The 26,836-nt window shown below is 70.5% G+C and carries 23 protein-coding genes and 1 tRNA gene; 12 read left to right on the forward strand and 12 right to left on the reverse strand.

The window, feature by feature from the left end; translation table 11 throughout:
* The first annotated feature begins 169 nt into the window (after nt 1-169).
* Genes ACZ5WC_RS00705 through ACZ5WC_RS00720 form a run of 4 tightly spaced genes read left to right on the forward strand, consistent with a single transcriptional unit; the run spans nt 170 to nt 4,696 of the window.
* On the forward strand, nt 170-1,099 hold the full coding sequence (locus tag ACZ5WC_RS00705) for a branched-chain amino acid ABC transporter permease (RefSeq protein WP_468538639.1): 930 nt from the start codon (nt 170-172) through the stop codon (nt 1,097-1,099).
* Nucleotides 1,096-2,925, forward strand: coding sequence for a branched-chain amino acid ABC transporter permease (locus tag ACZ5WC_RS00710; RefSeq protein WP_468538641.1), 1,830 nt, complete (start codon nt 1,096-1,098; stop codon nt 2,923-2,925). The genes ACZ5WC_RS00705 and ACZ5WC_RS00710 overlap by 4 nt, the downstream gene beginning before the upstream one ends.
* Before the next feature lie 2 nt (nt 2,926-2,927).
* A complete protein-coding gene (locus ACZ5WC_RS00715) occupies nt 2,928-3,983 on the forward strand; it encodes an ABC transporter ATP-binding protein (RefSeq protein WP_468538643.1) in 1,056 nt (351 codons plus the stop codon).
* Nucleotides 3,980-4,696, forward strand: coding sequence for an ABC transporter ATP-binding protein (locus tag ACZ5WC_RS00720; RefSeq protein WP_468538645.1), 717 nt, complete (start codon nt 3,980-3,982; stop codon nt 4,694-4,696). The genes ACZ5WC_RS00715 and ACZ5WC_RS00720 overlap by 4 nt, the downstream gene beginning before the upstream one ends.
* 90 nt (nt 4,697-4,786) lie before the next feature.
* On the opposite strand, the gene ACZ5WC_RS00725 is transcribed toward ACZ5WC_RS00720, so the two are convergent.
* Nucleotides 4,787-5,440: an ANTAR domain-containing response regulator gene (locus tag ACZ5WC_RS00725; RefSeq protein ID WP_468538647.1), complete on the reverse strand. Its 654-nt coding sequence runs from the start codon at nt 5,438-5,440 to the stop codon at nt 4,787-4,789.
* Between the two features lie 99 nt (nt 5,441-5,539).
* Between ACZ5WC_RS00725 and ACZ5WC_RS00730 the strand changes: the two genes are divergently transcribed.
* Nucleotides 5,540-5,614 (forward strand) — tRNA-Leu (locus ACZ5WC_RS00730).
* 107 nt (nt 5,615-5,721) lie between these two features.
* Nucleotides 5,722-6,498, forward strand: coding sequence for a transcriptional regulator (locus ACZ5WC_RS00735; RefSeq protein WP_468538649.1), 777 nt, complete (start codon nt 5,722-5,724; stop codon nt 6,496-6,498).
* A gap of 6 nt (nt 6,499-6,504) precedes the next feature.
* Here the strand turns inward: ACZ5WC_RS00735 and pyk are convergent, their stop codons facing one another.
* Both pyk and ACZ5WC_RS00745 read right to left on the reverse strand, forming a co-directional pair.
* Nucleotides 6,505-7,944, reverse strand: coding sequence for a pyruvate kinase (pyk, locus tag ACZ5WC_RS00740; RefSeq protein ID WP_468538651.1), 1,440 nt, complete (start codon nt 7,942-7,944; stop codon nt 6,505-6,507).
* A gap of 120 nt (nt 7,945-8,064) precedes the next feature.
* Nucleotides 8,065-8,784 (reverse strand): SIMPL domain-containing protein, encoded by a 720-nt coding sequence (locus ACZ5WC_RS00745; RefSeq protein WP_468538653.1) that lies wholly within the window; start codon nt 8,782-8,784, stop codon nt 8,065-8,067.
* A 138-nt stretch (nt 8,785-8,922) separates the two neighbouring features.
* On the opposite strand from ACZ5WC_RS00745, the gene ACZ5WC_RS00750 reads away from it, so the two are divergent.
* Nucleotides 8,923-10,779, forward strand: a complete 1,857-nt coding sequence (locus ACZ5WC_RS00750) for a bifunctional metallophosphatase/5'-nucleotidase (RefSeq protein ID WP_468538655.1) — start codon at nt 8,923-8,925, stop codon at nt 10,777-10,779.
* Nucleotides 10,780-10,792: 13 nt separating this feature from the next.
* Nucleotides 10,793-10,945 (forward strand): hypothetical protein, encoded by a 153-nt coding sequence (locus ACZ5WC_RS00755; RefSeq protein ID WP_468538657.1) that lies wholly within the window; start codon nt 10,793-10,795, stop codon nt 10,943-10,945.
* A gap of 61 nt (nt 10,946-11,006) precedes the next feature.
* Here the strand turns inward: ACZ5WC_RS00755 and ACZ5WC_RS00760 are convergent, their stop codons facing one another.
* From ACZ5WC_RS00760 to pepN, 5 genes are all read right to left on the reverse strand, one after another.
* Nucleotides 11,007-11,807 carry an alpha/beta fold hydrolase gene (locus ACZ5WC_RS00760; RefSeq protein ID WP_468538658.1) on the reverse strand — a complete coding sequence of 267 codons (801 nt, stop codon included), beginning with the start codon at nt 11,805-11,807 and terminating at the stop codon, nt 11,007-11,009.
* 77 nt (nt 11,808-11,884) lie between these two features.
* Nucleotides 11,885-12,760, reverse strand: coding sequence for an IS5 family transposase (locus ACZ5WC_RS00765; protein ID WP_468538660.1), 876 nt, complete (start codon nt 12,758-12,760; stop codon nt 11,885-11,887).
* A gap of 44 nt (nt 12,761-12,804) precedes the next feature.
* Complete coding sequence (locus ACZ5WC_RS00770; RefSeq protein WP_468538662.1) at nt 12,805-14,247, reverse strand: lysine N(6)-hydroxylase/L-ornithine N(5)-oxygenase family protein; 1,443 nt, start codon at nt 14,245-14,247, stop codon at nt 12,805-12,807.
* On the reverse strand, nt 14,244-15,851 hold the full coding sequence (locus tag ACZ5WC_RS00775; protein WP_468538663.1) for a pyridoxal phosphate-dependent decarboxylase family protein: 1,608 nt from the start codon (nt 15,849-15,851) through the stop codon (nt 14,244-14,246). The genes ACZ5WC_RS00770 and ACZ5WC_RS00775 overlap by 4 nt, the downstream gene beginning before the upstream one ends.
* Nucleotides 15,852-16,366: 515 nt before the next feature.
* Nucleotides 16,367-18,985, reverse strand: coding sequence for an aminopeptidase N (gene pepN, locus ACZ5WC_RS00780; RefSeq protein WP_468538665.1), 2,619 nt, complete (start codon nt 18,983-18,985; stop codon nt 16,367-16,369).
* Nucleotides 18,986-19,145: 160 nt separating this feature from the next.
* On the opposite strand from pepN, the gene ACZ5WC_RS00785 reads away from it, so the two are divergent.
* The gene (locus ACZ5WC_RS00785) at nt 19,146-20,135 is read left to right on the forward strand and encodes an aquaporin (protein WP_468538667.1); all 990 of its coding nucleotides are present in this window, start codon (nt 19,146-19,148) and stop codon (nt 20,133-20,135) included.
* Between the two features lie 54 nt (nt 20,136-20,189).
* Here the strand turns inward: ACZ5WC_RS00785 and ACZ5WC_RS00790 are convergent, their stop codons facing one another.
* The gene (locus tag ACZ5WC_RS00790; protein ID WP_468538669.1) at nt 20,190-20,567 is read right to left on the reverse strand and encodes a chorismate mutase; all 378 of its coding nucleotides are present in this window, start codon (nt 20,565-20,567) and stop codon (nt 20,190-20,192) included.
* 25 nt (nt 20,568-20,592) lie between these two features.
* Nucleotides 20,593-21,471: an AraC family transcriptional regulator gene (locus ACZ5WC_RS00795; RefSeq protein ID WP_468538671.1), complete on the reverse strand. Its 879-nt coding sequence runs from the start codon at nt 21,469-21,471 to the stop codon at nt 20,593-20,595.
* A gap of 145 nt (nt 21,472-21,616) precedes the next feature.
* Between ACZ5WC_RS00795 and ACZ5WC_RS00800 the strand changes: the two genes are divergently transcribed.
* The gene (locus ACZ5WC_RS00800; protein ID WP_468538672.1) at nt 21,617-23,500 is read left to right on the forward strand and encodes a glycoside hydrolase family 35 protein; all 1,884 of its coding nucleotides are present in this window, start codon (nt 21,617-21,619) and stop codon (nt 23,498-23,500) included.
* Nucleotides 23,501-23,513: 13 nt separating this feature from the next.
* On the opposite strand, the gene ACZ5WC_RS00805 is transcribed toward ACZ5WC_RS00800, so the two are convergent.
* On the reverse strand, nt 23,514-24,293 hold the full coding sequence (locus ACZ5WC_RS00805; RefSeq protein ID WP_468538674.1) for a S1 family peptidase: 780 nt from the start codon (nt 24,291-24,293) through the stop codon (nt 23,514-23,516).
* Nucleotides 24,294-24,543: 250 nt separating this feature from the next.
* Between ACZ5WC_RS00805 and ACZ5WC_RS00810 the strand changes: the two genes are divergently transcribed.
* Nucleotides 24,544-25,446 carry a hypothetical protein gene (locus tag ACZ5WC_RS00810; RefSeq protein ID WP_468538676.1) on the forward strand — a complete coding sequence of 301 codons (903 nt, stop codon included), beginning with the start codon at nt 24,544-24,546 and terminating at the stop codon, nt 25,444-25,446.
* Nucleotides 25,447-25,484: 38 nt separating this feature from the next.
* Nucleotides 25,485-26,237: an ankyrin repeat domain-containing protein gene (locus tag ACZ5WC_RS00815; RefSeq protein ID WP_468538678.1), complete on the forward strand. Its 753-nt coding sequence runs from the start codon at nt 25,485-25,487 to the stop codon at nt 26,235-26,237.
* Nucleotides 26,238-26,246: 9 nt separating this feature from the next.
* On the opposite strand, the gene ACZ5WC_RS00820 is transcribed toward ACZ5WC_RS00815, so the two are convergent.
* Complete coding sequence (locus ACZ5WC_RS00820) at nt 26,247-26,825, reverse strand: GNAT family N-acetyltransferase (RefSeq protein ID WP_468539384.1); 579 nt, start codon at nt 26,823-26,825, stop codon at nt 26,247-26,249.
* Nucleotides 26,826-26,836 lie beyond the last annotated feature (11 nt).

Consider the following 26,836-nt stretch of genomic DNA (forward strand, 5'->3'; position numbering starts at 1 on the left):
GTCGTCACCTGGGACGACCACGAGACCGATAACACCTACCCCTGCAATCTCCCCCACCCCCCCCCCCCCCCCCCCCACCCCCCCCCCCCCCCCCCCCCCCCCCCCCCCCCCCCCCCCCCCCCCCCCCCCCCGCTGCTCTATATCCGGCGAAAGACACGGAGGACCCGCGGTGAACGAACTGCCGCAACAGCTGGTCAACGGCCTGCTACTCGGATCGATGTACGGGCTGGTCGCCATTGGCTACACGATGGTCTACGGCATCGTCCAGCTCATCAACTTCGCCCACGGCGAGATCTTCATGACCGGCGGCTTCGGGGCCCTCACGGTCTGGCTCATACTCCCCAGCGGCACCAGCGTCCTGCTCGCACTGCCCCTCATGCTCATCGGCGCGATCGTCGTCGCCACCACCATCGCGGTCGGAGCGGAACGATTCGCCTACCGGCCACTGCGCGGCGGACCACGCCTCGCACCGCTCATCACCGCCATCGGCCTGTCACTCGCCCTCCAGCAGGCCGTATGGGCCTGGTACCCCGGCGCCAAATCCGCCCGCACCTTCCCCGAGATCCCCGGCGGCCCCTTCGAGCTCGGCCCCGTCACCATCCAGACCGGTGACGTCTTCCTGCTCATAGCCGCCCCCCTGTCCATGGCCGTCCTCGGCTACTTCGTCATGAAGACCCGCACCGGCCGCGGCATGCAGGCCACCGCGCAGGACCCGGACACCGCCAAGCTCATGGGCATCAACACCGACCGCATCATCGTGGTCGCCTTCGCCCTCGGCGCCGCCTTCGCCGCCATCGGCGCCGTCGCCTACGGCCTCAAGTACGGCGAAGTCCAGTTCCGCATGGGCTTCCTCCTCGGCCTCAAGGCCTTCACCGCAGCCGTCCTCGGCGGCATCGGCAACATCTACGGCGCCATGATCGGCGGCCTCACCCTCGGCGTCGCCGAAACCATGGCCGCCGCCTACGTCGCCGAAATCCCCGGCCTCGAACAACTCGGCGGCCAGTCCTGGGCCAACGCCTGGGCGTTCGTACTCCTCATCCTCGTGCTCCTCTTCCGGCCCCAGGGCATCATGGGCGAGCGCGTCGCGGACAGGGCGTGACCACGATGACCACCACACAGACCACCACGGTCACCGCACCCGCACAGGCCACCCCGGCCACCCGCGGCACCCTCCCACCCCACATCGCACGGGCAACCGCCACCGCCGGCGGCGCACTCACCGTCATCTCCGCCTTCCTCGCCTGGACCTGGACCTCCGCCTTCCCCGGCAACCTCACGGTCTACGGCTACCCCGGCGGACTCCAATGGCTCGTCCTCATCAGCGGAGCCCTGCTCACCCTCTTCGGCCTCTCCTCCTACGGAATCAAAGGCCTGACCTGGCTCACCCCCCAAGGCGCCGACGCCGCCATCCGGCTCTCCGCCTACGCAGCCCTCGCCACCGCCTGGTTCTCCATGGGCGCCATCGCCACCGCCCTCGGCGGCGTCGTCAACCTCGAACCCGGCGCCTACTTCGCCCTCGTCGCCACCCTCATCGGCTGGCTCGGCGCCCGCTCCCTCCCCTACGAGCGGCCCGAAACCACCCCCGCCGACCCCGAGGACACCGGCTTCGGACAGTTCAAGCACAACCTCGGCAACCGCTGGGAAACCTACAAGGGCACCCTCACCACCGGCACCGCCCGCCCCGCGAAAACCCTCCCCTCGTACATCGAGATCCTCATCGTCGCCGTCGTCCTCGCCCTCGGCCTGGTCGTCTTCACCTACGGCATCAGCACCGAGTACGACGAACTGTTCATCTGCTTCCTCATCACCGCCGGCTTCGGCTTCGCGGCGATCCAGAAAGCCGGACTCATCCAACGCGTCGCCACCCTCACGGCACGCCACCGCAACGTGACCCTCATCGGCGCCTTCGTCGCCGCAGCGGCCTTCCCGTTCACCCAGTCCGACGACCAGTACGCGACCATCGGCGTCAACATCCTCATCTTCGCCACCGTCGCCCTCGGACTGAACATCGTCGTCGGCCTCGCCGGACTCCTCGACCTCGGCTACGTCGCCTTCCTCGGCGTCGGCGCCTACGCCGCCGCCCTGGTCTCCGGCTCACCGACCTCCCCGCTCGGCATCCAGCTGCCCTTCTGGCAGGCAATCCTCGTCGGCGCCGCCGCCTCCATGGTCTTCGGCGTCCTCATCGGCGCCCCCACCCTGCGGCTCCGCGGCGACTACCTCGCCATCGTGACCCTCGGCTTCGGAGAGATCTTCCGCATCGCCGTCCTCAACCTCGACGGCACCTCCGGACCCGACGTCACCAACGGCTCCAACGGCATCTCCTCGATCCCGAACCTCAGCATCCTCGGCTTCGACTTCGGCGCCACCCACTCCATCGCCGGGTTCACCATCGGCCGCTTCGCCAACTACTTCTTCCTGATGCTGCTGGTCACCCTCATCGTGGTCGTGGTCTTCCGCCGAAGCGCCGAATCCCGCATCGGCCGCGCCTGGGTCGCCATCCGAGAAGACGAGACCGCCGCCGAAGCCATGGGCATCAACGGCTTCCGCACCAAGCTCGTCGCCTTCGCCCTCGGCGCCACCCTCGCCGGCCTCGCCGGAGCCGTACAAGCACACGTCACCTACACCGTGACCCCCGAGCAGTACCAGTTCGCCCACGCCGTCCCGCCCAACTCGGCCTTCCTCCTCGCAGCGGTCGTCCTCGGCGGCATGGGCACCATCAGCGGACCCCTCGTCGGCGGCGCACTCCTCTTCCTCATCCCGAACAAGCTCCAGTTCATGAGCGACTACCAGCTCTTCGCCTTCGGGCTCGCGCTGGTCCTGCTGATGCGCTTCCGCCCCGAGGGCCTCATCGCCAACCGCCGTCGACAGCTCGAACTCCACGAGAAGGACGAAGCGCCCGCCACTCTCACCAAGGCAGGGTCCTGACGATGACCACCGACACCACCACCGCCGAGGCAGCAGCCGTGAGCGCACCCGGCGAGACCGTCCTCGACGCCCGCGGCGTCACGATGCGATTCGGCGGCCTCACCGCCGTCCGATCCGTCGACCTCACCGTCAACTCCGGTGAGATCGTCGGCCTCATCGGCCCCAACGGCGCCGGCAAGACCACCTTCTTCAACTGCCTCACCGGCCTCTACACCCCCACCGAGGGCGAAGTCCTCTACAAGGGCGCCGTACTCCCCGCCAAATCCTTCAAGATCACGGCGACCGGCATTGCCCGCACCTTCCAGAACATCCGACTCTTCTCCAACATGACCGTCCTGGAGAACGTCCTCGTCGGACGCCACACCCGCACCAAGGAAGGCCTCTGGTCCGCCCTCCTGCGCGGCCCCGGCTTCCACCGCGCCGAAGCCGAGTCCAAGGCCCGCGCCATGGAACTGCTGGAGTTCATCGGCCTCGACCACAAGGCCGAACATCTCTCCCGCAACCTCCCCTACGGCGAACAGCGCAAGCTGGAGATCGCCCGCGCGCTCGCCAGCGAGCCCGGCCTCCTCCTGCTCGACGAACCCACCGCCGGCATGAACCCCCAGGAAACCCGCGCGGCCGAAGAACTCATCTTCGCCATCCGCGACAAGGGCATCGCCGTCCTCGTCATCGAGCACGACATGCGCTTCATCTTCAACCTCTGCGACCGGGTGGCCTGCCTCGTCCAGGGCGAGAAGCTGGTCGAAGGCACCGCCGCCGAAGTCCAGGGCGACGAACGCGTCGTCGCCGCCTACCTCGGCGAACCCTTCGAAGGCGACCCCGGCGCGGCGGAAGTCGCCGAAGTCGAAGCCGCGGAAGCCCACGCCACAGCCACCACGGCACCGGAGACCACCGAGGCCACCACCCCGGAAACAGCCGCTCCGGACGCAGACGCCCCAGCGGCAGCGGCCCCGGCGGCCCCGGCGACCCCGGCGGCAGACACACCGGAGGCAGACGCCACGTCCGACACCACCCCGGACACACCCGGCGCGAGCACCAGCAAGGAGAACGACCGATGACCGCACTTCTCGAAGTCGAGGACCTGCGCGTCGCCTACGGCAAGATCGAGGCCGTCAAGGGAATCTCGTTCAAGGTCGAGGCCGGCGAAGTCGTCACCCTCATCGGCACCAACGGCGCCGGCAAGACGACAACACTCCGCACCCTCTCCGGGCTGATCAAGCCGCTCGCCGGCCAGATCAGATTCAACGGCAAGTCCCTGCGCAAGGTCCCGGCCCACCAAGTCGTGTCCCTCGGACTCGCCCACTCCCCCGAAGGCCGCCACATCTTCCCCCGCATGTCCATCGAGGACAACCTGCGCCTCGGCGCCTTCCTCCGCAAGGACAGCGACGGCATCGCCAAGGACATCCAGCGCGCCTACGGCCTCTTCCCCATCCTCGGGGAACGCCGGAAGCAGGCCGCGGGCACCCTCTCCGGCGGCGAACAGCAGATGCTCGCCATGGGACGCGCCCTGATGTCCCAGCCCAAACTGCTCATGCTCGACGAACCCTCCATGGGCCTCTCCCCGATCATGATGCAGAAGATCATGGCAACCATCACCGAGCTCCGTGACCAGGGCACCACCATCCTGCTCGTCGAGCAGAACGCCCAAGCAGCACTCTCGCTCGCCAACAACGCGCATGTCATGGAGGTCGGCAACATCGTCCTCTCCGGCACCGGACAGGACCTGCTGCACGACGACTCCGTCCGCAAGGCGTACCTCGGCGAGGACTGACGTCCTTCCCGTACGCGAGAGGCCCGCGCCCCGGTTCTTCCTCCGGGGTGCGGGCCTCTCGCCTTCGTACGTACGCGCGTACGAGGCGGGCTACTCGGCCGCCTTCTTCTCCTCCGCGTCCGCGATCAGCGCCTCCGCCAGCTGCTGCATCGACATCCGGCGGTCCATCGACGTCTTCTGGATCCACCGGAACGCGGCAGGCTCGGAGAGCCCGTAATCCGTCTGGAGGATGCTCTTCGCCCGGTCCACCAGCTTGCGGGTCTCCAGCCGCTGGGACAGGTCCGCGATCTCGCTCTCCAGCGCCTTCAGCTCCGCGAACCGGGAGACGGCCATCTCGATGGCGGGCACCACGTCGCTCTTGCTGAACGGCTTCACCAGATACGCCATGGCGCCCGCGTCCCGGGCCCGCTCGACGAGGTCGCGCTGCGAGAAGGCGGTGAGCATGAGGACGGGCGCGATGGACTCCTCGGCGATCTTCTCGGCGGCGGAGATCCCGTCGAGGACCGGCATCTTCACATCGAGGATCACCAGGTCCGGCTTGTGCTCCCGGGCCAGCTCGACGGCCTGCTGCCCGTCGCCCGCCTCACCGACGACGGAGTAGCCCTCCTCCTCCAGCATCTCCTTGAGGTCGAGGCGGATGAGGGCCTCGTCCTCGGCGATGACGACGCGGGTCGTCAGCGGCGGGACGTGCGACTTGTCGTCGTCGGCGGCGTCTACGGGCTGGGGCGACTCGGGGGTGGTCACGGGGCTCCTTGTTCCGGGGCAGGTACTGCTTCCCCTGAGCCTACCTAGCTGCGGTATGGTGGTCGCGCAGCGGGTTGAAGGGAACCTTCGATCCTGGGAGCCCCGGTAGCCCAATTGGCAGCAGGCAATGGATTCAAAACCCATACAGTGTCGGTTCGAGTCCGACTCGGGGCACTCTTCCTTCGATTCCAAGGTCACCTGAGAATCGCAAGGTTTCACGTGATCGTGTGATCACTCCACGTTCTCACTGCGGGCCGACGGAACTCGGCCAGGCTGTCCGCGTGTACGACCTCGAAACACGCAAGCGAGCACTCACCCTTCTCACCCAGGGCTTCAGCCAGAACTCCGTGAGCAAGCAGACCGGCATATCACGCGCCGCGATCCGCTCCTGGCAGACGCGCCTCGAACCGCTCGACACGAACCGGGGCAGGCCATGCCCAAGGTGCACCGAAGAGCCCACGGCAATCGAGAACCCTTCCTCGTACGCCTACTTACTGGGCCTCTACCTCGGGGACGGCTGCGTCAGCGCGGCCAAACGCGGTGTGTACTCGCTGCGCATCGCGTGTGCTGACGCGTGGCCGGGCCTGATCGACGCCTGCGCCGAAGCCATGCAGGTCGCGCGACCGCACAACAAGGTCTGCCGGGTGGCCAGTGTCGGCTGCCAGTACGTCACCTGCTTCAGCAAGCACTGGCCCTGCCTCTTCCCACAGCACGGTCCCGGCAAGAAACACCATCGCCGAATCGCCCTCGAACCATGGCAGCAGCAGATCGTGGACGCCCACCCCTGGGAACTCATCCGCGGACTCATCCACTCGGACGGTTGCCGCACAGCCAACTGGGCCACACGCATGGTGGGCGGCGAACGCAAGCGCTACGAGTACCCCCGGTACTTCTTCACCAACAAGTCCGACGACATCCGCCGACTCTTCAGCGACACCCTCACCGCCGTAGGTGTCGAGTGGACCACCCTTGCGCGCGGCAGCAAGCCCTACAACATCTCCGTAGCCCGACGGGCATCCGTCGCCCTCATGGATGCGCACGTCGGGCCTAAATACTGAGCCGCCCTACTTCGGGCTGTCGTCCTCGCCGATGCGGTGGACGCGGACCAGGTTCGTGGAGCCCGCCACACCGGGCGGGGAGCCGGCCGTGATCACCACGGTGTCGCCCTTCGCGCAGCGGCCGATGCGCAGGAGTTCCTCGTCGACCTGGGCGACCATCGCGTCCGTGGAGTCGACCTTCGGGCCGAGGAAGGTCTCGACGCCCCAGGTGAGGTTGAGCTGGGCGCGGGTGGCTTCGTCGGGGGTGAAGGCGAGGAGGGGGATGGGTGAGCGGTAGCGGGAGAGGCGTTTGACCGTGTCGCCGCTCTGGGTGAAGGCGACGAGGAACTTGGCGCCGAGGAAGTCGCCCATTTCGGCGGCGGCCCTGGCTACCGCGCCGCCCTGGGTGCGGGGCTTGTTGCGTTCGGTGAGGGGCGGGAGGCCCTTGGCGAGGATGTCCTGCTCTGCCGCTTCGACGATGCGGGACATGGTGCGTACGGTCTCGATGGGGTATTTGCCGACGCTGGTCTCGCCGGAGAGCATCACCGCGTCGGTGCCGTCGATGATCGCGTTGGCGACGTCGGAGGCTTCGGCGCGGGTGGGGCGGGAGTTGTCGATCATCGAGTCGAGCATCTGGGTGGCGACGATGACCGGTTTGGCGTTGCGCTTGGCGAGTTTGATGGCGCGCTTCTGGACGATGGGGACTTGTTCGAGGGGCATTTCGACGCCGAGGTCGCCGCGGGCGACCATGATGCCGTCGAAGGCGGCGACGATGTCGTCGATGTTCTCGACGGCTTGGGGTTTTTCGACCTTGGCGATGACGGGGAGGCGGCGGCCTTCTTCGTCCATGACGCGGTGGACGTCGTCGATGTCGTGGCCGGTGCGGACGAAGGAGAGGGCGATGATGTCCGCGCCGGTGCGCAGGGCCCAGCGGAGGTCGTCGATGTCCTTTTCGGAGAGGGCGGGGACGGAGACGGCGACTCCGGGGAGGTTGAGTCCCTTGTGGTCGGAGACCATGCCGCCTTCGATGACGGTGGTGTGGACGCGGGGGCCGTCGACGTCGGTGACTTCGAGGGTGACGCGGCCGTCGTCGACGAGGATGCGTTCGCCGGTGGTGACGTCGGCGGCGAGGCCGTTGTAGGTGGTGGAGCAGATGTCGCCGTTGCCTTCGTTTTCGAGGGGTTCGACGGTGATGGTGAAGGTGTCGCCGCGTTCAAGGAGTACGGGGCCTTCGCGGAAGCGTCCGAGGCGGATCTTCGGGCCTTGAAGGTCGGCGAGGATGCCGACGCTGCGGCCGGTTTCCTCGGACGCCTTGCGGAGATGGTGGTAGCGCTCTTCGTGTTCGGCGTAGGTGCCGTGGCTCAGGTTGAAGCGGGCGATGTCCATTCCCGCTTCGACCAGGGCTTTGATCTGGTCGTACGTGTCGGTTGCGGGTCCCAGGGTGCAAACGATTTTCGCTCGGCGCATACGTCGAGCCTAAACCTTACCTACGGGTAGGTATTTGGCTCCGTGTGACACCTCAACAACCTTTGAGTGAAGGGTTATTGACAAGTGTTGAATTGTGCGGCGGGGTGCTCTGATGAGCGTTTATCCGAGGTCCGGCGGGATGAGGGTGAAGGACGCTTCGACGTGGGCGTCGACGGTCTGGCGTACGGGTTCGAGGTCGACGGGGGCGGCGTCGGCGGCGGCTTCCGTTCCGGCGCCCCGGAAGGGCATGGCCGTGCCCGCGAAGGCGGCGCGGGCGAGGTGGCCTCCGGTGTGGGTGCCGGTGTCGCTGAGTTCGAGGAGGGCGCCGAGGCGGGTGTCGAGGGCGTCGGCGTATTCGCGAGCCCGTTGAAGGGCTTCCTGGACGGCTTGTCGGCGGGCGGCCGCGTGGACGGGGGATGTCGGACGCAGGGCCCACCAGGGGCCGTCGACGCGGGTGAGGTCGTGGTCGGCGAGGCGGGTGATGAGTTCGCCGAGGGTGGTGAAGTCGTTGAGGGTGACGGTGAGTTGGACGCTGCCGTGGTAGGCGCGGATGCGTTCGGCGCGGCCGCGGCGGGTGAGTTCGGGGTTGATGGTGAGGGTGCCGGTTTCGAGTTTCTCGATGGCGTCGCCGTAGGTCCTGATGAGGTCGAGGGCGGTGGCGTTGCGGCGGGTGAGGTCGTCGAGGGTGGTGCGGCGGTCGGTGCCGCGGGCGGTGAGGGTGATGGCGATGTGGGCGGTCTCGGGGTCGACTTCGAGGTGGGCTTCGCCTCGGACGGTGACGTGGGGGGTGGTGGGGGTGCCGTAGGGGTGGTGGGTGGCGGTGGTGGGGGTTTCGGTCATGCGTTCACTGTGGCACGGAGGGTGGTGTGTCGTGGTGTGTCGTGTGGTCATCGGATCGAAACCTGCGTGGGGTGTTGTGCGTGGTGGGGGCCGGGTCAGAATCTACGCGCGTTGCCCTACTGAATGAGGAGTGAAGAGATGCCGTTGAACCGTAGGACGTTTCTGGGCCGTTCGGCTGCTGCCGGTGCGGGTGCGGCGATGGCGGGCGGTGCGGTCGTGGGCTCGGCCGGTGCGGCGGAGGCGGCGGGGCGCGGGCACGGCCCGGGGCACGGGCACGGGCACGGGCACGGGCACGGGCACGGGCAGCCTGTGAAGCGGTACTCGTTCACGGTGATGGGCACGACCGATCTGCACGGGAACGTCTTCAACTGGGACTACTTCACGGACGCGGAGTACGACGACGCCGCGCACAACGATGTCGGTCTGGCGAAGATCTCGACGCTGGTGGATCGGGTTCGGCGGGAGAAGGGCGGCCGCAACACCCTGCTGATCGATGCGGGCGACACGATCCAGGGCACGCAGTTGTCGTACTACTACGCGAAGGTCGACCCGATCACGGCCCGGCGCGGCCCGGTGCATCCGATGGCGCGGGCGATGAACGCGATCGGCTACGACGCGGCGGCGCTCGGGAATCACGAGTTCAATTACGGGATTCCGGTGCTGCGGAAATTCGAGGAGCAGTGCGATTTTCCGCTGTTGGGGGCCAATGCGCTGGATGCGAGGACGTTGCGGCCGGCTTTCGCTCCGTATGTCATCAAGCGGATGCACACGCCGTGCGGGCGTGATGTGCGGGTGGCGGTGCTGGGGCTGACGAATCCCGGTATCGCTATCTGGGACAAGGCGCATGTGGGCGGGAGGATGGTGTTTCCGGGTCTGGAGGAGCAGGCGGCGAAGTGGGTGCCGAAGTTGCGTTCGATGGGTGCTGACGTGGTGATCGTGTCGGCGCACTCGGGTTCCTCGGGGACGTCGTCGTACGGGGACCAGTTGCCGTACGTGGAGAATGCCGCGGCCCTGGTGGCGGAGCAGGTTCCGGGGATCGACGCGATCCTGGTGGGACACGCGCATGTGGAGATCGCCGAGCACTTCGTGACGAACAAGGAGACGGGCAGGCGGGTTGTTCTCTCGGAACCCGCGAAGTGGGGCCAGCGGCTGACGCTGTTCGACTTCGATCTGGTGTGGGAGAAGGGCCGGTGGGTGGTGGAGAAGGCCGGTTCGCAGGTGCTGAACTCCAACACGGTGCCGGAGGACCGGAAGGTGACGTCCCTGCTGCGCGAGGAGCACCGCAAGGTGGTGGCGTACGTCAATCAGGTCATCGGTACGTCGGTGGTGGCGATGTCGACGGCGGACGCGCCGTGGAAGGACGAGCCGATCATCGATCTGATCAACCAGGTGCAGACGGACACGGTGGCGGCGGCGCTGGCGGGTGGGGAGTACGCGGCGCTGCCGGTGCTGTCGCAGGCCTCGTGTTTCTCGCGTACGGCGGGGATTCCGGCCGGTGATGTGACGATCCGGGATGCGGCGGGGCTGTATCCGTTCGAGAACACGTTGGAGGCACGTCTGATCACGGGTGCGCAGTTGAAGGAGTACCTGGAGTATTCGGCGCGCTATTACGTGCAGACGCCGGCGGGTGGTCCGGTGGACCCGGCGAAGCTGACGAACGCGGACGGGATTCCGGACTACAACTATGACGCGGTGTCGGGGGTGACGTACGACATCGATATCGCGAAGCCGGTGGGTTCGCGGGTCACGGGGCTGTCCTTCGAGGGGGAGGCGGTCGATCCGGCGGCGCGGTTCGTGTTCGCGGTGAACAACTACCGGGCGAGCGGCGGGGGCAACTTCCCGCATGTCCCGGGGGCGCGGCAGCTGTGGGCGGATTCGGACGAGATCCGGAACACGATCATCGGGTGGGTGCGGGAGAAGGGGTCGGTGGACCCGGCTTCGTTCGCTTCGGTGGGGTGGCGGCTGACGCGTGAGGGGGCGCCGGTGTTCCCGTAGCCCCGGCTGCGCGGTGGTGCTTGGCCCGGGGCCCCGAGGGTGGGGTCCCGGGCCGTTCTGTGTCCGGATCGACCGGGCCTGTCTGGGCTGGTTCGGTGTCCGGGTCGACCGGGTCTATCGGATCGACTGGCTCTACCGGATCGACCGGATCGACCGGATCGACTAGGGCCTGTTGCGAAAGTGCATAGATGACTCAAGGTCCACTTCTTGGAGCCCGGTATCGAGGGTCAGAAGTGCCGTTGAAGGAACTGCACGATCGCGAGGTTCACGCTGTCCGGCTCCTGCTCTGCGGGGTAGTGGCCGGATTGCTCGAGGACGAGTGGGGTGACATCGGTGGCAAGGGCGGCCATTCCATCCGCGACTGCCGTCCCCATCGCGTGTCTGCCTCCGAGCGCCAGGACAGGCGTTGGAATCGGCTGGGCGGCAAGGGCTTGAATGTCATCGACATCTTCTGACCTGGTGCGGTAGTAGGCCAGCCCGGCGTTCAGTACACCTGGAGTGCTGTACGCCTCGATGTAGGCCGGAAGGGTGTCTGGGTCGAGGCCGCTTGGTCCGGCGCTCTGTTCCAGAAACGTGCCGTAGTAAGCCGCTTCCCGGCCGGGAACGAGCTTCTCCGCGAGGCCGGGCGTACGGTTGAACGGGCCGTGCCAGGATGGATAGTAGTCCCGGCCGGCCTCGGGAATCTCGACATCGACACCGGGAAGGATCTCTTCCTCGACCACGAGTCCACTGACCGATTCCGGCGCTTGGGCCGCGATGAGGTATCCGACCGTCGCCCCCCAGTCGTGACCGATGACGGCGAAGCGCGTGACGCCCTCCTGCGCCAGCCGTGCCCGGACACCGTCGGCAAGTGCCATCTTGCGGAAGTCGGTCACGCTGGAGTCGGGAGCGGTGCCCAGCCCGGGAAGCGTGACCGGGACTGCGGTGATACCGGCGGCATCGAGTGCCGGAATGAGGTACCGCCAGTGGTCGGCCGTAACCGGCCAGCCGTGCAACAGCACCGCCGTCGGGGTTCGATTCTCGCTCATCGCCCTATGATCCCTCTACTCCGGAACACGCGTTCGCCGCCTGGCGCTGATGCCACAGGGCCTGTTGGAAGTGCTGGTCACAGCCACTCGTTGATGGCCGCAACCAGCACTGTCGCCTCGTAGCGCACGGCCAGCTTGTCGTATCTGGTGGCCACCGAGCGGTGTCGTTTCAGCCGGTTGATCCCGCACTCCACCGCGTGGCGCTCTCTGTAGTCCTCCTTGTCAAAGGCCGGTGGCCGGCCACCTCGGGAGCCGAGTCTTTTGCGATTGCGGACCTGGTCGGCCTTCTCCGGGATAGTGCACTTGATCCTGCGTCTGCGCAGGTAGGAGCGGTTCGCGCGGGAGCCGTAGGCTTTGTCGGCACGGACCTTGTCGGGTGTAGTGCGTGGTCGTCCGGGGCCGGTGCGGGGCACGCGAATGCGTTCGAGGACCGGTTGGAACTGCGGGCTGTCGTGCCGGTGCCCGGCGGTGATCAGCAGGGACAGGGGCTTCTGTCCCTGCTCGGTCGCAAGGCGGATCTTCGTGGTCAGACCGCCGCGGGAGCGCCCGAGCCCGTGGTCGTCCGACTCGCTGTCGATTCCACCGGGCGGCTCGCGCTGCAGATCCCTTTTTTTACGCGCGCCAGCGGCGTGCTGGTGGGCACGGCAGACGGTCGAATCCACACTCACTTCCCAGGTGATCAGGTCCTGCTCGTCGGCCTGGACCTGCAGCTGTTCTAGTATCCGCTTCCACGTTCCGTCGCGCTGCCACCGGCGGAACAGGTCGTAGATCCGGTCCCATGGGCCGTACCGCTCAGGTACGTCCCGCCACGGCGTACCCGCCCGGGTCCGCCACCGTATCCCGTCGATCAGCTGCCGACGTGCCCACATCCGGGGCCTCCCCGGCTTCTTCCCCACCGGCAGTAACGGCTCCAGCCGAGCCCACTGCCGGTCCGTCAGGTCCCCTCGCGCCACGACACGCGATCATGCACAACCTTGATCCACTTTCGCAACAGGCCCTAGATCGACTGGCTCAGGGGGGTGAGCTCAAGGGCCTGTGCGGGGATTCTCGGCGGTTGGGGGGTGAGGCCGAAGGTGGTGAAGGCGGTGCGTTCGGGGAGGGGGTAGGGGGTGGCGCCGGTGAGGTTGTTGAGGATGGTGGCGCTGCGCCAGGCGGCGAGTCCGAGGTCGGGGGCGCCGACGCCGTGGGTGTGGCGTTCGGCGTTCTGTACGTAGACGTGTCCGGTGACGGCGGGGTCGAGGACGAGGCGGTATTGGTCGTCGATGCGGGGGCGGTGGGAGGCGTCGCGGCGAAGGTAGGGGTCGAGGCCGCCGAGGATGGTGTCGAGGGGGCGTTCGCGGTAGCCGGTGGCGAGGATGACGGCGTCGGTGGTGAGGCGGGAGCGGGTGCCCTGCTGGGTGTGTTCGAGGTGGAGTTCGACGCGGGTGTTGGCGACCCGGCCCGCGGTGCGGACGCTGACGCCGGGGGTGAGGGTGGCGTCGGGCCAGCCGCCGTGGAGGGTGCGGCGGTAGAGCTCGTCGTGGATGGCGGCGATGGTGTCGGCGTCGATGCCCTTGTGGAGCTGCCATTGCCGGGGGACGAGTTCGTCGCGGGCGGATTCGGGGAGGGCGTGGAAGTAGCGGCTGTAGTCGGGTGTGAAGTGTTCCAGGCCGAGTTTGGAATATTCCATGGGGGCGAAGGCCTGGGTGCGGGCCAGCCAGTGGATCTTCTCGGCGCCTTCGGGGCGGGCGCGCAGGAGGTCGAGGAAGATCTCGGCGCCGGACTGTCCTGATCCGATGACGGTGATGTGTTCGGCGGCCAGGAGCCGTTCGCGGTGGCGGAGGTAGTCGGCGGAGTGGAGTACGGGGACGGATTCGGCTTCGGCGAGCGGCTTGAGGGGGCCGGGGACGAAGGGTTCGGTGCCGATGCCGAGGGCGATGTGGCGGGCGTGGGCGCGGCCGAGGGCTTCGGCTTCGCCGTCGCGGTCGAGTTGGGTGAAGTCGACTTCGAAGAGGGCGCGTTCGGTGTTCCAGCGGACGGCGTCGACCTGGTGGCCGAAGTGGAGGCCGGGGAGTTGTTCGCTGACCCAGCGGCAGTAGGCGTCGTACTCGGCTCGTTGGATGTGGAAGCGCTCGGCGAAGTAGAAGGGGAAGAGGCGGTCGCGGGTGCGGAGGTAACTGAGGAAGCTCCAGGGGTTGGCGGGGTCGGCGAGGGTGACGAGGTCGGCGAGGAAGGGGACTTGGAGGCTGGCGCCGTCGAGGAGGATGCCGGGGTGCCAGTGGAAGGCGGGGCGCTGTTCGTAGAAGGTCGCGGCGAGGGGGCGGGGGTCGCCGGGGGCGGCGGGGATGTTGTGGGCGAGGGCGGCGAGGGAGAGGTTGAAGGGGCCGATGCCGATGCCGACGAGGTCGTGTGGCTGGTCGGGTTCGGGGGCGGGCCGGTCGGGGGCGGGCCGGTCGGTCATCGCGGGGTGTCGCCTTCCGTGGGGTGGTGGGGGGTGGGGTGATGGGGTGCGGCTTCGTGCGGTGCCGGGTGGGTGGGGACGGTTGTGGGGTTCGGTGGGGTGGGGTGGGTGGGGGCGATCGTGGCTTCCGGTGGAGCAGGTGGGGCGGGGGCGGTTTCCGGTGAGGCGGGTTGGGCGGTGGTGGTCGTGGGGTGCGGTGGGGTGGAGGGCTGTGCGGGTGGGTGGGTGAGGAGGTCGGTGGTGGTGGCGGTGACGAGGTCCAGGAGGGTCTGGAGGTCGCCGGGGGTGGTGTGGGGGTTGAGGAGGGTCGCCTTGAGCCAGAGGCGGCCGTCGGCGTGGGCGCGGCCGAGGACGGCGTTGCCGCGGTTGAGGAGGGTGCGGCGGACGGTGGCGACGGTGTGGTCGTCGGTGCCGGTGGGGCGGAAGAGGACGGTGCTGATGGTGGGGCGGTCGTAGAGGTCGAGCGTCGGGGTCTTGGTGACGAGGTCGGCGAGGTGGCGGGCGGAGGCGACGGTGCGGTCGATGAGGTCGGCGAGCCCGTCTCGGCCGAGCGCCTGGAGGGTGACGGCGATCTTCAGCGCGTCGGGGCGACGGGTGGTGCGCAGGGAGCGGCCGAGGAGGTCGGGGAGGCCTGCCTCGGTGTCGTCGTCGGCGTTGAGGTAGGGGGCGAGGTGGTGGAGGGGGTCGAGGTGGTGGCGGTCGGGGACGGCGAGGATGCCGGCGGATGCGGGCTGCCAACCGAGTTTGTGCAGGTCGAGGGTGACGCTGTGGGCCCGTTCGAGGCCTTGGAGGAGGGGGCGGTGGGTGGGGCTGAGGAGGAGGGGTCCGCCGTAGGCGGCGTCGATGTGGAGTTCGGCGCCGTGGGTGGTGCAGAGGTCGGCGATGACGTCGAGGGGGTCGATCTCGCCGGTGTCGGTGGTTCCGGCGGTGGCGACGACGAGGAGTGGCCGGTGGAGTTCGGTGAGGGCCTCGTCGAGTGCGGCGGGGTCCATGGTGCCGGTGGGGGCGGGGACGACGACGGGTTCGGGCAGGCCGAGGAGCCAAGCGGCGCGTACGACGCTGTGGTGGGCGTTGGCGGCGCAGATGGTCTGGACGGGGCCGTGGCGTTCGCGGGCGAGGAGCAGGGCGAGCTGGTTGGCCTCGGTGCCGCCGGAGGTGATGACGGCGTCGGGTGCGGGCGCGTGCGGGTAGACCTCGGCGGCCAGGGCGGTGGTCAGGTCGGCCTCGATGGCTGAGGCGGCGGGGGCCTGGTCCCAGGAGTCCATGGAGGGGTTGAGGGCGCTGGCGGCGAGGTCGGCTGCGGCGGCGAGCGCGAGGGGCGGGGTGTGGAGGTGGGCGGCGCAGTGTGGGTGGGCGGGGTCCGCGGCGCCTTCGGCGAGGGCGGTGACGAGGCTGCGCAGGGCGTGCTCGGCGCCGGTGCCCCGGTCGGGGATGAGGGGGTGGGTGGCGCTGCGGGTGCGGGAGGTGACGGTGTCGGGTCCGCCGGCCGGCAGGGGCCCGCCGCGGCGGGCAGCGCCATCGTGGAGAGCGGCCAGGACGGTGTCGACGAGGGGGCGCAGTGCGGCGGGGCCTGCGGTGCCTCCTGCGAGGGGCGGGGTGGGCATGGGTGGGGTGGTCCTTCGGAAGCGCGGGGTGGACATGCCAGCTTGTCCCGGGTTTCGGGTGGCGCGGCCGAAGAGCCCAACGATCTCAACTCAAAAGGGGTACTGGCGGCCGGTGTGGCCGGCCGGTGAGGGGGTGGGGTGGTAAGGGTGTGCGGTCGTTGGACGGCTGTACGGAGTCGGACGGGCGCGGGCCGGGCCCCGGGCCGCGATGCAGACCCGGCCGAGGGCTCGGGCCAGGTGCCTCACGCCGCGCCTCGGGGCCGCGGACTCCGTATCCGGCCCGGGGGTGGCGGAACCACCGCGGGTGGCGCGGACGATCCTGTCCGGGGTGCCGACGCGCAGGGAGGAGCTGCTCGCCGGTCTGCGGGGCGGGCGGGCGACGGGCGGCCGGGAGAACGGCACACCGGAGGGCGGCGGCTGGGGCCCGGGCGCGTATGGCCTTCGCGGTGATCCTTACGGCCGTGGTGGCGTGGACGGGTCCGTGCCGCCACGGCCGTGCGTGAGGGTGCGTCGGGTCAGTCGGCGGTCGATGTCCGTACGGCCAGGGCGCGGCGCAGGTCGTCGAGCTGGTCGACGAGCTTGCGGCGGAGGGCCGGGGTGAGGGCGGGGTCCTCCAGGGCGCGGGTGCCGGTGGCGAGGCTGTCGGGGTCGACGGCGTACGCGGGGAAGGCGTGGCGTCCGGCGGCCTCGGCGATGGCCGGGCCCCGGCGGGCGGCGAGGGCGATGGCGTCCGGGTAGAAGCGGGCCACGTACGCGGTCAGGAGGTCTTCCTGTCCGGGCTGCCAGAAGCCTTGGGCGGTGGCGGTGAAGAGGTAGTTGGACAGGGTGTCGTCGGTGAACAGGGCGTTCCAGGCCGCGGCCTTGGCCTCGGGTGTGGGCAGTGCGGCCCGGCAGCGGGCGGCGCCTTCGCGGCCGGTGGCGCTGGGGTCCGCCGCGAGCGCGGCGTCGATGGCGGCCTCGTCGGTGGCGCCGAGGACGGCGAGGCGGGTGAGGATGCGCCAGCGCAGCTCGGGGTCGAGCTCGGGTCCGCCGTGGACGGTGTCCTCCTCCAGCCAGCTCTGGAGGGTGTCGGGCTGGGCTGCGGCGTCGATGAAGTGGCGTACGGCGATGAGGCGCAGGCCGGGGTGGGACCCGTCCTCGGTGCGGCGGATGAGGTCGCGGCAGAGGTCGGTGAGGGTGGCGAGGGCGGAGGGGCGGTTCTCGGGGGCGACGTAGCGGGCGGCGATCTGCCCGGCGGCGAAGGACAGGACGCCCTGGACGAGGGCGAGATCGTTCTCGTACGGGAGGTGGGTGCGGGCGGTCGCGAGGTAGGTGGCGGGGGCCAGGTCGCCGTCGCGGACCATGTCGCGGGCGGTGTTCCAGACGACGGCCCGGGTGAGGGCGTCGGGGATGGCGGAGAGGTCGGTCAGGACGGTGTCCCAGGAGGCGGCGTCGAGGCGGACCTTGGCGTAGGTGAGGTCGCCGTCGTTGAGGACGACGAGGGCGGGACGGCGGCCGGGGCGGACCGTGGGCGTCCCGTCACCGGGTACGTCGATCTCGAAGCGGTCGCGCGGGGCGAGGTGGCCGGGGCCCGCCTGGGTGTTGAGGGCGTGGTCGAAGGTGGAGACGGCGATGCGGTGGGGGCGGCTGCCGTCCCGGGTGACGGTGAGGGCCCAGGCCTGGCCGTTGCCCTGCCCATGGCCCTGACCGTTCCCGGCGGGACCGGCAGAACCGGCGGGGGCGGCGGGCGCGGTGACGTCGGCCACCTCCGCGGTCAACGTGTCGATGCCTGTGGTGCGCAGCCACTGCTCGGCCCAGGCGTGGACGTCGCGGTCGGTGGCGGAGGCCAGGTTGTCGATGAAGTCCGCGAGGGTGGCGTTGGAGAACTTGTGCCGGGCGAAGTGGGTGTTGATGCCCGTGAGGAAGTCCTTCTCCCCGAGCCAGGCGACGAGTTGGCGCAGGGCGGAGGCGCCTTTGGCGTAGCTGATGCCGTCGAAGTTGAGGAGCGCGGACGCGGTGTCGGGGACGGCGTCGGGGTCGGGCGCGACGGGGTGCGTGGAGGGCCGCTGGTCGGCGTCGTAGCCCCAGCCCTTGCGGGCGACGCCGAAGTCGACCCAGGTGTCGGGGAATGGGGTCTCCCCTGCTCGAACGGAGTTGAGAGCTCGGGGAAGGGCGATCTCGGTGAGCGTCTGGTAGCCCATGTACTCGGCGAAGGACTCGTTCAGCCAGATGTCGTCCCACCAGGCCAGGGTGACGAGGTCGCCGAACCACATGTGGGCCATCTCGTGCGCGATGACCATGGCCCGGGTCTGGCGCTCGGTGTCGGTGACGGCGGAGCGGTAGACGAACTCGTCGCGGAAGGTGACGAGTCCGGGGTTCTCCATGGCGCCCGCGTTGAACTCGGGGACGAAGGCCTGGTCGTAGGAGTCGAAGGGGTAGGGCTCGTCGAACTTCTCGTGGTAGCGGTCGTAGCAGGCGCGGGTGATGTCCAGGATCTCGTCGGCGTCGGCGTCCAGGTACGGCGCGAGGGAGCGGCGGCAGTGGATGCCGAAGGGCAGTCCGGCGTGCTTGGTGGTGACCGAGTGCCAGGGGCCCGCGGCGACGGCGACGAGGTAGGTGGAGATGAGGGGGGTGGGGGCGATGGACCAGCGGCTCTCCCCCGTGTGCTCGGCGACCCCGTTGCCGAGGACGGTCCAGCCCTCGGGGGCGGTGACGTCGATGGCGAAGACGGACTTGAGGTCGGGCTGGTCGAACGCGGCGAAGACCCGCTGGACGTCCTCCATGAACAGCTGGGTGTAGACGTAAGTCTCGCCGTCGGTGGGGTCGGTGAAGCGGTGCATGCCCTCGCCGGTGCGCGAGTAGCTCATGGCGGCGTCGACGTGCAGTTCGTGGGGGCCTGCGGCGAGGCCGGTGAGCGGATAGCGGTTGCCGTCGAGGAGGGCGGGGTCCAGGGGCTGTCCGTCGAGGCTGATCGAGCGCAGGGTGGCGGGCTTGACCTCGACGAAGGTGTCTCCGGCCGCGCGGGCGGTGAACCGGATGGCGGTGCGGGAGTCGAAGGTCTCCTCACCGGTGGTGAGGTCGAGGGCGATCGTGTACCGCTCCACGTCGAGGATCTGGGCTCGGGTCTGCGCTTCGTCGCGCGTCAGTACGGACATGCGCCCTATGCTGCCGTACGGGGTACGGCGGGCGCAGCGGGGTTCTCCCTCGGCGGACGGGCGGGGCGGGGGCGGAGCGTGGGCGGAGCAGATACCCCCGGGGGGCTGTTGTGCGTACGATCTCCTCGGCGCGGCACATCGAGTACCGAGGACGTTCCTCATGACGCTCACGCCTGCGCACGATCCTGCCGGTCCGAGACCTGCGGGCGGTCCCGGTGTCGCCGGACCCGCGCACGCTCCGATCATCCCGCCGGTCCCGCCGGTTCCGGTCGTCCCGCCGGTTCCGGTCGTCCCGCCGGTTCCGGTCGTCCCGCCGGTTCCGGTTGTTCCGCCGGTTCCGCCGGTTCAGATCGTTCAGATCATTCCGGTTGTCCAGATCGTTCCGCCGGTTCCGCCGGTTCCGCTGGTTCCGGTTGTTCCGCCGCCCGCGGGCGGTCGCCCGGCGCCGCAGCCGTCGTACGATCCCGTTCTGCCGCGGGCCGCCTGCGAGTTCGCGCTGACCGCGCTGCTGCTGTTCCTCATCGTGTCGAGCGTGCGGTGGCTGGTCGGCCCGGACCAGGCGGCCCCGGTCGCCCACCCGGCCGTGCTGGGCTGCGTCGTCGGAACCGTGCTCGTCCTGCTGCTGACGTCCCCGCCCGGTCGGCGCTCGGGAGGCCATCTGAACCCGGCCGTCACGCTCGCGCTGTGGCGGCTCGGGGCCTTCCCGGGCCGTGACGTCGTCCCGTACGCCGTGGGACAGCTGGCCGGGTCGGTGCTCGGGGCGTGGCTGGGCGGGCTGGTCTGGGGGCCGGCGGCGGTGCTGCCGCCGGTCCGTCACGCCTCGGTGCGGGCGGATCCGGCGTGGGGCGGCGCCGCTGTCCTGGCGGCCGAGGCGGGGGTCCTCGCCGGGTTCACGTTGCTGCTCGCCGTGCTCCTCGGGTCTCCGGGCGGGCGAAGACTTCTGCCGTACGCGGTGGGTCTGGTGGTGGCCCTGGTCGTCGCGGTGCTGGGTCCGTTGAGCGGCGGATCGGCCAACCCCGCCCGGCAGTTCGGCCCGGCGCTGCTGGCCGGGGACGCCGGGCGGCTGTGGGTGTACCTGCTGGGGCCGGCCCTGGGGGCCGTGCTCGGCGCGTGGTCGGCGGGGTGGGCGGGACTGCGGCGGTACCGGTAGCCACCGGGGGGTCCGGGTGGCAGTCCGGGGGTCCGGGTCGGGGTCCGTCTGCGCTCAGCCGTTCGCCACTTCGCTCTTCGCCACTTCGCTCTTCGCCGCCTCGCCCTTCTCGGCCCCGCCGTTCTCGGCCTCTTCGGCGATGCGCTCGTGGTGGCGGATCACCTCGGCGATGATGAAGTTCAGCAGCTTCTCGGCGAACGCCGGGTCCAGGTTCGCGCTCTGCGCCAGCTGTCGGAGGCGGGCGATCTGGCGGGTTTCCCGGGCGGGGTCGGCGGGCGGCAGCCGGTGGTCCGCTTTGAGGCGGCCGACCTGCTGTGTGGCCTTGAAGCGCTCGGCCAGCATGTGGACGACGGCGGCGTCGATGTTGTCGATGCTCTCGCGCAGCCGGTTCAGCTCGGCCTGTACGGACGCGTCGATCTCGCTCGTGCTCATGGTGAGCGAGCTTAGACGCCCGGGTTCACGGCCCGATCGTCGGCGGGTCGTCCGGGTCGGGCACCCGGTCGCTCCAGCCGCCCGGCACGCTGCGGCCCTGCTGTTCGCGGAAACGTACGGGGGCGGTGCCGACGCGGCGGGCGAAGAGGCGGGAGAAGTAGGCGGGGTCGTCGTAGCCGACGCGGCGGGCGACGGCGGCGACGGGGAGGTCGGTGGCGGCGAGGAGCTCCTTGGCCCGGCCGAGGCGGATGCCCAGCAGGTAGTCCTTGGGGCTGCACCCGGATCCGCGCCGTACGGCGGTACGCAGTTCGGCGGGGGTCATGCCGTGCCGGGCGGCGTGCTCGGCGACCGTGAGCGGCTGGAACGCGTCGCGGGCCAGTGCCTGGAGCACCGGGTCGCCGTCGGGCCCGATGTCGGCGCGGACGCGGCGCAGGGAGACGAGGAGTTCGTGGACGGCGGCCCCGGTCTCGACTTCCAGGAGGGGGTTGCCGCGGCGGGCGGCGCGCACGATGCGGCCGACGGCGGCGCGCGGGGCGGCGGTGTCGGAGAGGGGGATCGGGGGGCGGTCGGGCTCGATGTAGCCGAGTTCGGTGTAGGTGGCGGTGGCGGGCCCGGTGAAGTCGACGAAGCTCTCGTCCCAGCCGGTGCCGGGGTCGGCGCCGTAGTGGTGGGGGGTGCCGGGGGTGAGCCAGATGAGGCTGGGTCCGGTGACGGGGGTGCGTCGTCCGTCGGGGCCCTTGAACCACCCGGTGCCGGAGTTGACGATCACGGCGACGTGGTGGTCCAGGGTGCGCGGTCCGACGGTGGGCAGCGCGCCGTGCTGGAGGCCGACGCCGAGGCAGGCGAGGCCGAGGCGGTGGTGGAGCGGGCTCGGCGTGAAGAAGCGCATCCAGGTGTGGTACATCGCGGCCTTCCTCTTCCGGGCGGTTCGCTGCGTCCAACCAGCAGCGATCTTTGTCCATGGACCCGGTGCGCGCCAGAGGTGAGGGTGGTCGGACCAATTCGCCCGGGGCCTCCCGGGGACGGGAGAGCAGGAGAGCACGAGCGCGATGAGGGACTTCACCGTGGGGGACGACCACTTCCGGCTCGACGGGAAGCCCGTACGGCTGCTGTCGGGCGCCCTGCACTACTTCCGGGTGCACGAGGCGCAGTGGGAGCACCGGCTCGGGATGCTGGCGGCGATGGGGCTGAACTGCGTGGAGACGTACGTCCCGTGGAATCTGCACGAGCCGCGCGAGGGCGACCGGCGGGATGTGGGGGCGCTCGGCCGGTTCCTGGACGCGGTGCGGCGGGCCGGGCTGTGGGCGATCGTGCGGCCGGGCCCGTACATCTGTGCCGAGTGGGAGAACGGCGGGCTGCCGGTCTGGGTGACGGGCCGGTTCGGGCGGCGGGTGCGGACGCGGGACGCGGAGTACCGGGCGGTGGTGGAGCGGTGGTTCCGGGTGCTGCTGCCGCAGGTGGTGGAGCGGGAGATCGGCCGCGGCGGCCCGGTGGTCCTGGTGCAGGCCGAGAACGAGTACGGAAGTTACGGCTGCGACGCGGTGTATCTGGAGTGGTTGGCGGGGCTGCTGCGGGAGTGCGGGGTGACCGTTCCGCTGTTCACCTCGGACGGGCCCGAGGACCACATGCTGACGGGCGGGTCGGTGCCCGGGCTGCTGGCGACGGCGAACTTCGGTTCCGGTGCGCGGGAGGGCTTCGCGGCTCTGCGCCGTCATCAGCCGAAGGGGCCGTTGATGTGCATGGAGTTCTGGTGCGGCTGGTTCGACCACTGGGGGGCCGAGCCCGTCGTACGGGACGCCACGCAGGCGGCCGACGCGCTGCGGGAGATCCTGGAGTGCGGGGCGTCGGTGAACATCTACATGGCGCACGGCGGGACGAACTTCGCGGGCTGGGCGGGGGCGAACCGGTCCGGCCCGCTTCAGGACGGGGCGTTCGAGCCGACGGTGACGTCGTACGACTACGACGCGCCCGTCGATGAGTACGGGCGGGCGACGGAGAAGTTCCGGCTGTTCCGGGAGGTCCTGGAGGGCTACGCGGAGGGTCCGTTGCCCGCGCTGCCGCCGGAGCCGGTGGGGCTCGCGGGGCCGGTGCGGGCGGAGCTGGACCGGTGGGCGCCGCTCGGGGACGTACTGGAGGCGCTGGGTGACCCGGAGTGGCCGGAGGCCGGGGTGCCGCCGACCTTCGAGGAGCTGGGCGTGGACCGGGGGCTGGTGCGCTACCGGGTGGCGGTGCCGGGGCCGCGTGTTCCGTATCCGCTGACTGCGGCGGGGCTGCGGGACCGGGCGGTGGTGTATGTGGACGGGGTCCGGGCCGGGGTGCTGTCCGAGGAGAGCGGCACGCTGCCGGAGCCGGTGGCGGGCCCGGCGGAGGTCGAGTTGTGGGTGGAGTCGCTGGGCCGGGTCAACTACGGGCCGAGGCTGGGCGAGGCGAAGGGTGTCACGGGCGGGGTACTGCACGAGCGGCAGTATCTGCACGGGGTACGGGCGCGGGCGCTGCGGCTGGACGCCTTCGAGGACGCGGACGCGGTGGCGGCGGTCCCGTTCCGCCCGGTGGGGGCGGCCGGCGGGGCGGCTGACCTGTCCGGGGCCGGCGCCGGGGCCGCTGACCCGTCCGGGGCCGGTGGCGCGGGGCGGACGGGGCTGTTCCGGGGGACGTTCGTGATCGGCGGCGGTAGTGGGAGCGTCGCGGGCGTGGATCACGCGGGGTTCGAGCTGCCGGGCTGGACGCGCGGATTCGCGTGGGTGAACGGCTTCTGCCTGGGCCGGTACTGGTCGGCGGGCCCGCAGCGGGCCCTGTACGTTCCCGGGCCGGTACTCCGCGACGGCGTCAACGAGGTGTGGGTGCTGGAGCTGGAGGGTGCGGGCGAGCCGTGGGCTGAGCTGGGTCCGGGGGCGCCCGTGCGGACGGGCACCCCCGGGGTGGTTCAGCCGTGATCACTCACGGGTGTCAGAGCGAGGCGGCCGCGGAGGCGATGGCGGACGCGAAGGTCGAGACCTCGGCGTAGACCCCCGGGTAGCCGGGCCGGGCGCAGCCGTAACCCCAGCTGACGATGCCGACCTGGATCCACTCACCGGCGTTGTCCTTGCGGAACATGGGGCCGCCGGAGTCGCCTTGGCAGGTGTCGACGCCACCGGTGTCGGGGTATCCGGCGCAGATCTCCTCGGCCGCGACGAGCTCGTTGCCGTAGGCGGCGCGGCAGGCGGCGTCGGAGACGAACGGGACGTCGGCCTTGAGCAGGTAGCGCTGCTGGCTGCCGCCCTCGCGGTTGGCGCCCCAGCCCGCGACGGTGAAGGTGCCCCGGTTGTAGGCGGTGGTGGTGGCGATCTTCAGGGTGGGCTGGTTGATGGGCCGGGCGAGCTTGATGAGCGCCCAGTCCTTGCCGACGCCGTTGTAGCCGGGGGCCCGCAGGACCTTGGTGGACCGGACCTTGACGGCGTTGGGCGACCGGAGGTCGACGACGCCGCCGGTGGCGGTGATCGAGGTGTTGTTGCCCGATCGGTTCACGCAGTGGGCGGCGGTGAGGACGATGTCCTGGGCGTAGAGGGCGCCGCCGCAGCCCATGGAGAGCCGGACCATGAACGGGAACTCGCCCTGGGCGGCGCGGGTTCCGCCGACGACGGGGTTGGGGGCGGCGGACGCGGTGACGGGCTGGAGGCCGACGACCGCGATCGCGACGGTGGCGACGGCTACGGAACACCTCTTCAGCGCACGCAGGAGCTGCTTCACGGGCTGCCTACTTTCGTGGGGGGTTGCTGTGGGAACCACGACAGGGCACGTCGACGCATTGGTCATGCACCCGTCAAGGCGATCCGATTATCGGGATACCGCCACCGCTCCCACAAGGCGCACTTTCCGGCCAGGCCGTGACGGCGGATTCCTCTCCTCCGCTGCCGCGGATTCCGGCCCCTTCCGGCGCCCCGGCCTACAGTGGAGGTCCGTTGAACGTCCGAACGTCACGGAGGATGGGGGTTTCGACGTGGCGAACGGCCCTCCTGGCGCACCGGTCGTCCATGGCTTTCCGCACCTGGACACGGTCCGCTCCGCCATCACCGCCCTCTACCGGCGGCTCTCCCGGGACGGCGTCCACGCCTACGCCGCCAGCCTCGCCCCCGCCGACGCCGCCTTCGGCGACGAGGACGATCTGCATCTGGGCGCCCAGCGGGTGGCGCGCGCCCTGGTCCAGCACCTCCGTCTGCCCGACGCCCGCATGATCGTCGGCTTCCGGACGATGGAGCACGCGGCGAGCGTCGAACTGACTGCGGGCCCCGAGTACTTCATCGAGCTGAACGACCGCTTCCGCACCCACCGCAGGGACGTCGGAGCGGCTCTCGCGCACGAGGTCACCCATGTACTGCTGCACCGGCTCCGCCTGGAGTTCCCCGGCACCCGCGCCAACGAGATCCTGACCGACACGACGACGGCCTACCTCGGCGCGGGCTGGCTGCTGCTGGACGCCTTCCGGGAGGACGCCACCTCCCGCCAGAAGCTCGGCTATCTGACCCCGGAGGAGTACGGATACGTCCTGGCCAAGCGGGCGTTCGCGTTCGGCGAGGACCCCTCTCCGTGGTTCACCAGCCCGCAGGCGTACACCGCGTACACCAAGGGGCGGGAGCGGGCCCTGCACGACCTGCGCAGACCCCCGCTGGCCGCCGCGGGCTGGGCGGGCCGCCGCCGCTACGCCAAGGACCGGCGCTACGCCCTGGACCACCCCGGCGCCGGCCCGGACCCGAACGTTCCGTACGCCTTCGAGACCGGCGGCGAGGGGCTGCGCGTCTCCTTCCCCTGCCCCACCTGCCACCAGCGCATCCGGCTTCCCGTCCGGGGCCGGGTCAGCGCACGCTGCGGGCTGTGCCGTACGCGCCTGGAGTGCGACACCTGACCTCGGGCGCTGCCGTCGGCCCACCGTAGGGTCGAAGCATGACGAACGAGCCGATCAGGGACGAACCAAGCCTGTTCGACGCGCTGTACGAGGACGAGAACGCGGTCGTACGGGCGCTGCGCGCCGGTGCGCGGGCCGAGTCGAGCGACGAGGAGGGCACGACCGCGCTCTATCTGGCATCGGTCCACGACCGCCCGGGGACGGTGCGCCTGCTGCTCGCGGCCGGGGCCGACCCCGACCGGGCGAGCGGCCCCGGGGCGAGCGATCTGCCGCTGTGCGGGGCGGCGTGCGGCGGTCACACCAAGGTGGTGGAGGCGTTGCTGTCCGCCGGGGCCCGGCCGGACCTGCGCGAGGCGTTCGGCTTCACGGCGCTGCGCTGGGCGGTCGGTCTGGGCCATGCCCCGACGGTGGAGCTGCTGCTCTCCCGGGGCGCGGACCCGCTGCTGCCCGGCCCGCAGGGGGAGTCGATGCTCGTCCTGGCGGCGCGGTGCGGATCGGTACGGACGGTACGGGCGCTGCTCACGCACGGCGCGGGGGCGCCGGGCCAGGAGCCTGTGGTGGCCCTCGCACTGGCCGAGGCGCGGCGGCTGGCCGGGCTCGATCCCGAACGGGAGCTGCTGCGGCGCCTGGAGGAGACGTACGGTACCGGGCTCGACGCCGTGGTGCGGCGTGGGCAGAGGGACGGCGAGGAGACGGTGACGGTGGAGCTGCTCCGGGACGGGGTGCCGTCGGCGGGAGTGGACCAGCACACGGGGCACGAGGAGATCGCGGCACTGCTGGAGGAATGGTGACGGCAGCCCCTACTCCTCCCGCTGCCACGCCTCCCGGGTGAGCGCGTACTCCACCTCGCCGTGTTCGGAGCCCTCGATGGCATCCGGCCAGTCCTCGGTGTAGGAGCGGAGGAAGGCCAGCCCGGCCTTCTCCATCACCCGGCGGGACCCCGCGTTGACGGCCATGGTGTTGGCGGTCACGCGTTGTGCCCCGAGGTCGGTGAACCCCTTGCGCACCAGGGCCCGCGCGCCCTCGGTGGCGTAACCGCGGCCCCAGGCGGCCCTGTTCAGCCGGTAGCCGAGTTCGACGACGGCGGGGTCGTGGTCGTCCAGCGGCCGGAGTTCGAACCAGCCGAGGAACGCGCCGGTGGTCTTCTCCTCGGCGGCCCAGAATCCGCGGGTCCCGGTGCACGGGTGGTCGTGCAGGAGCCGGGGCAGGGTGCGTTCCTGGATGTCCTCGCGGCTCGTGGGGCGGCCGCCGTTGATGTAGCGCATGACCTCGGGGTCGTTGTCGAGCGCGAGCAGGTCGGGGGTGTCGGCGGCCGTGAACGGCCGCAGCACGAGCCGGTCGGTCTCCAGGAAGGCCGGGGACGCCTGGGAGCGCTGGATACGGAAGGCCA

The organism is Streptomyces sp. NPDC033165 (assembly GCF_055577965.1).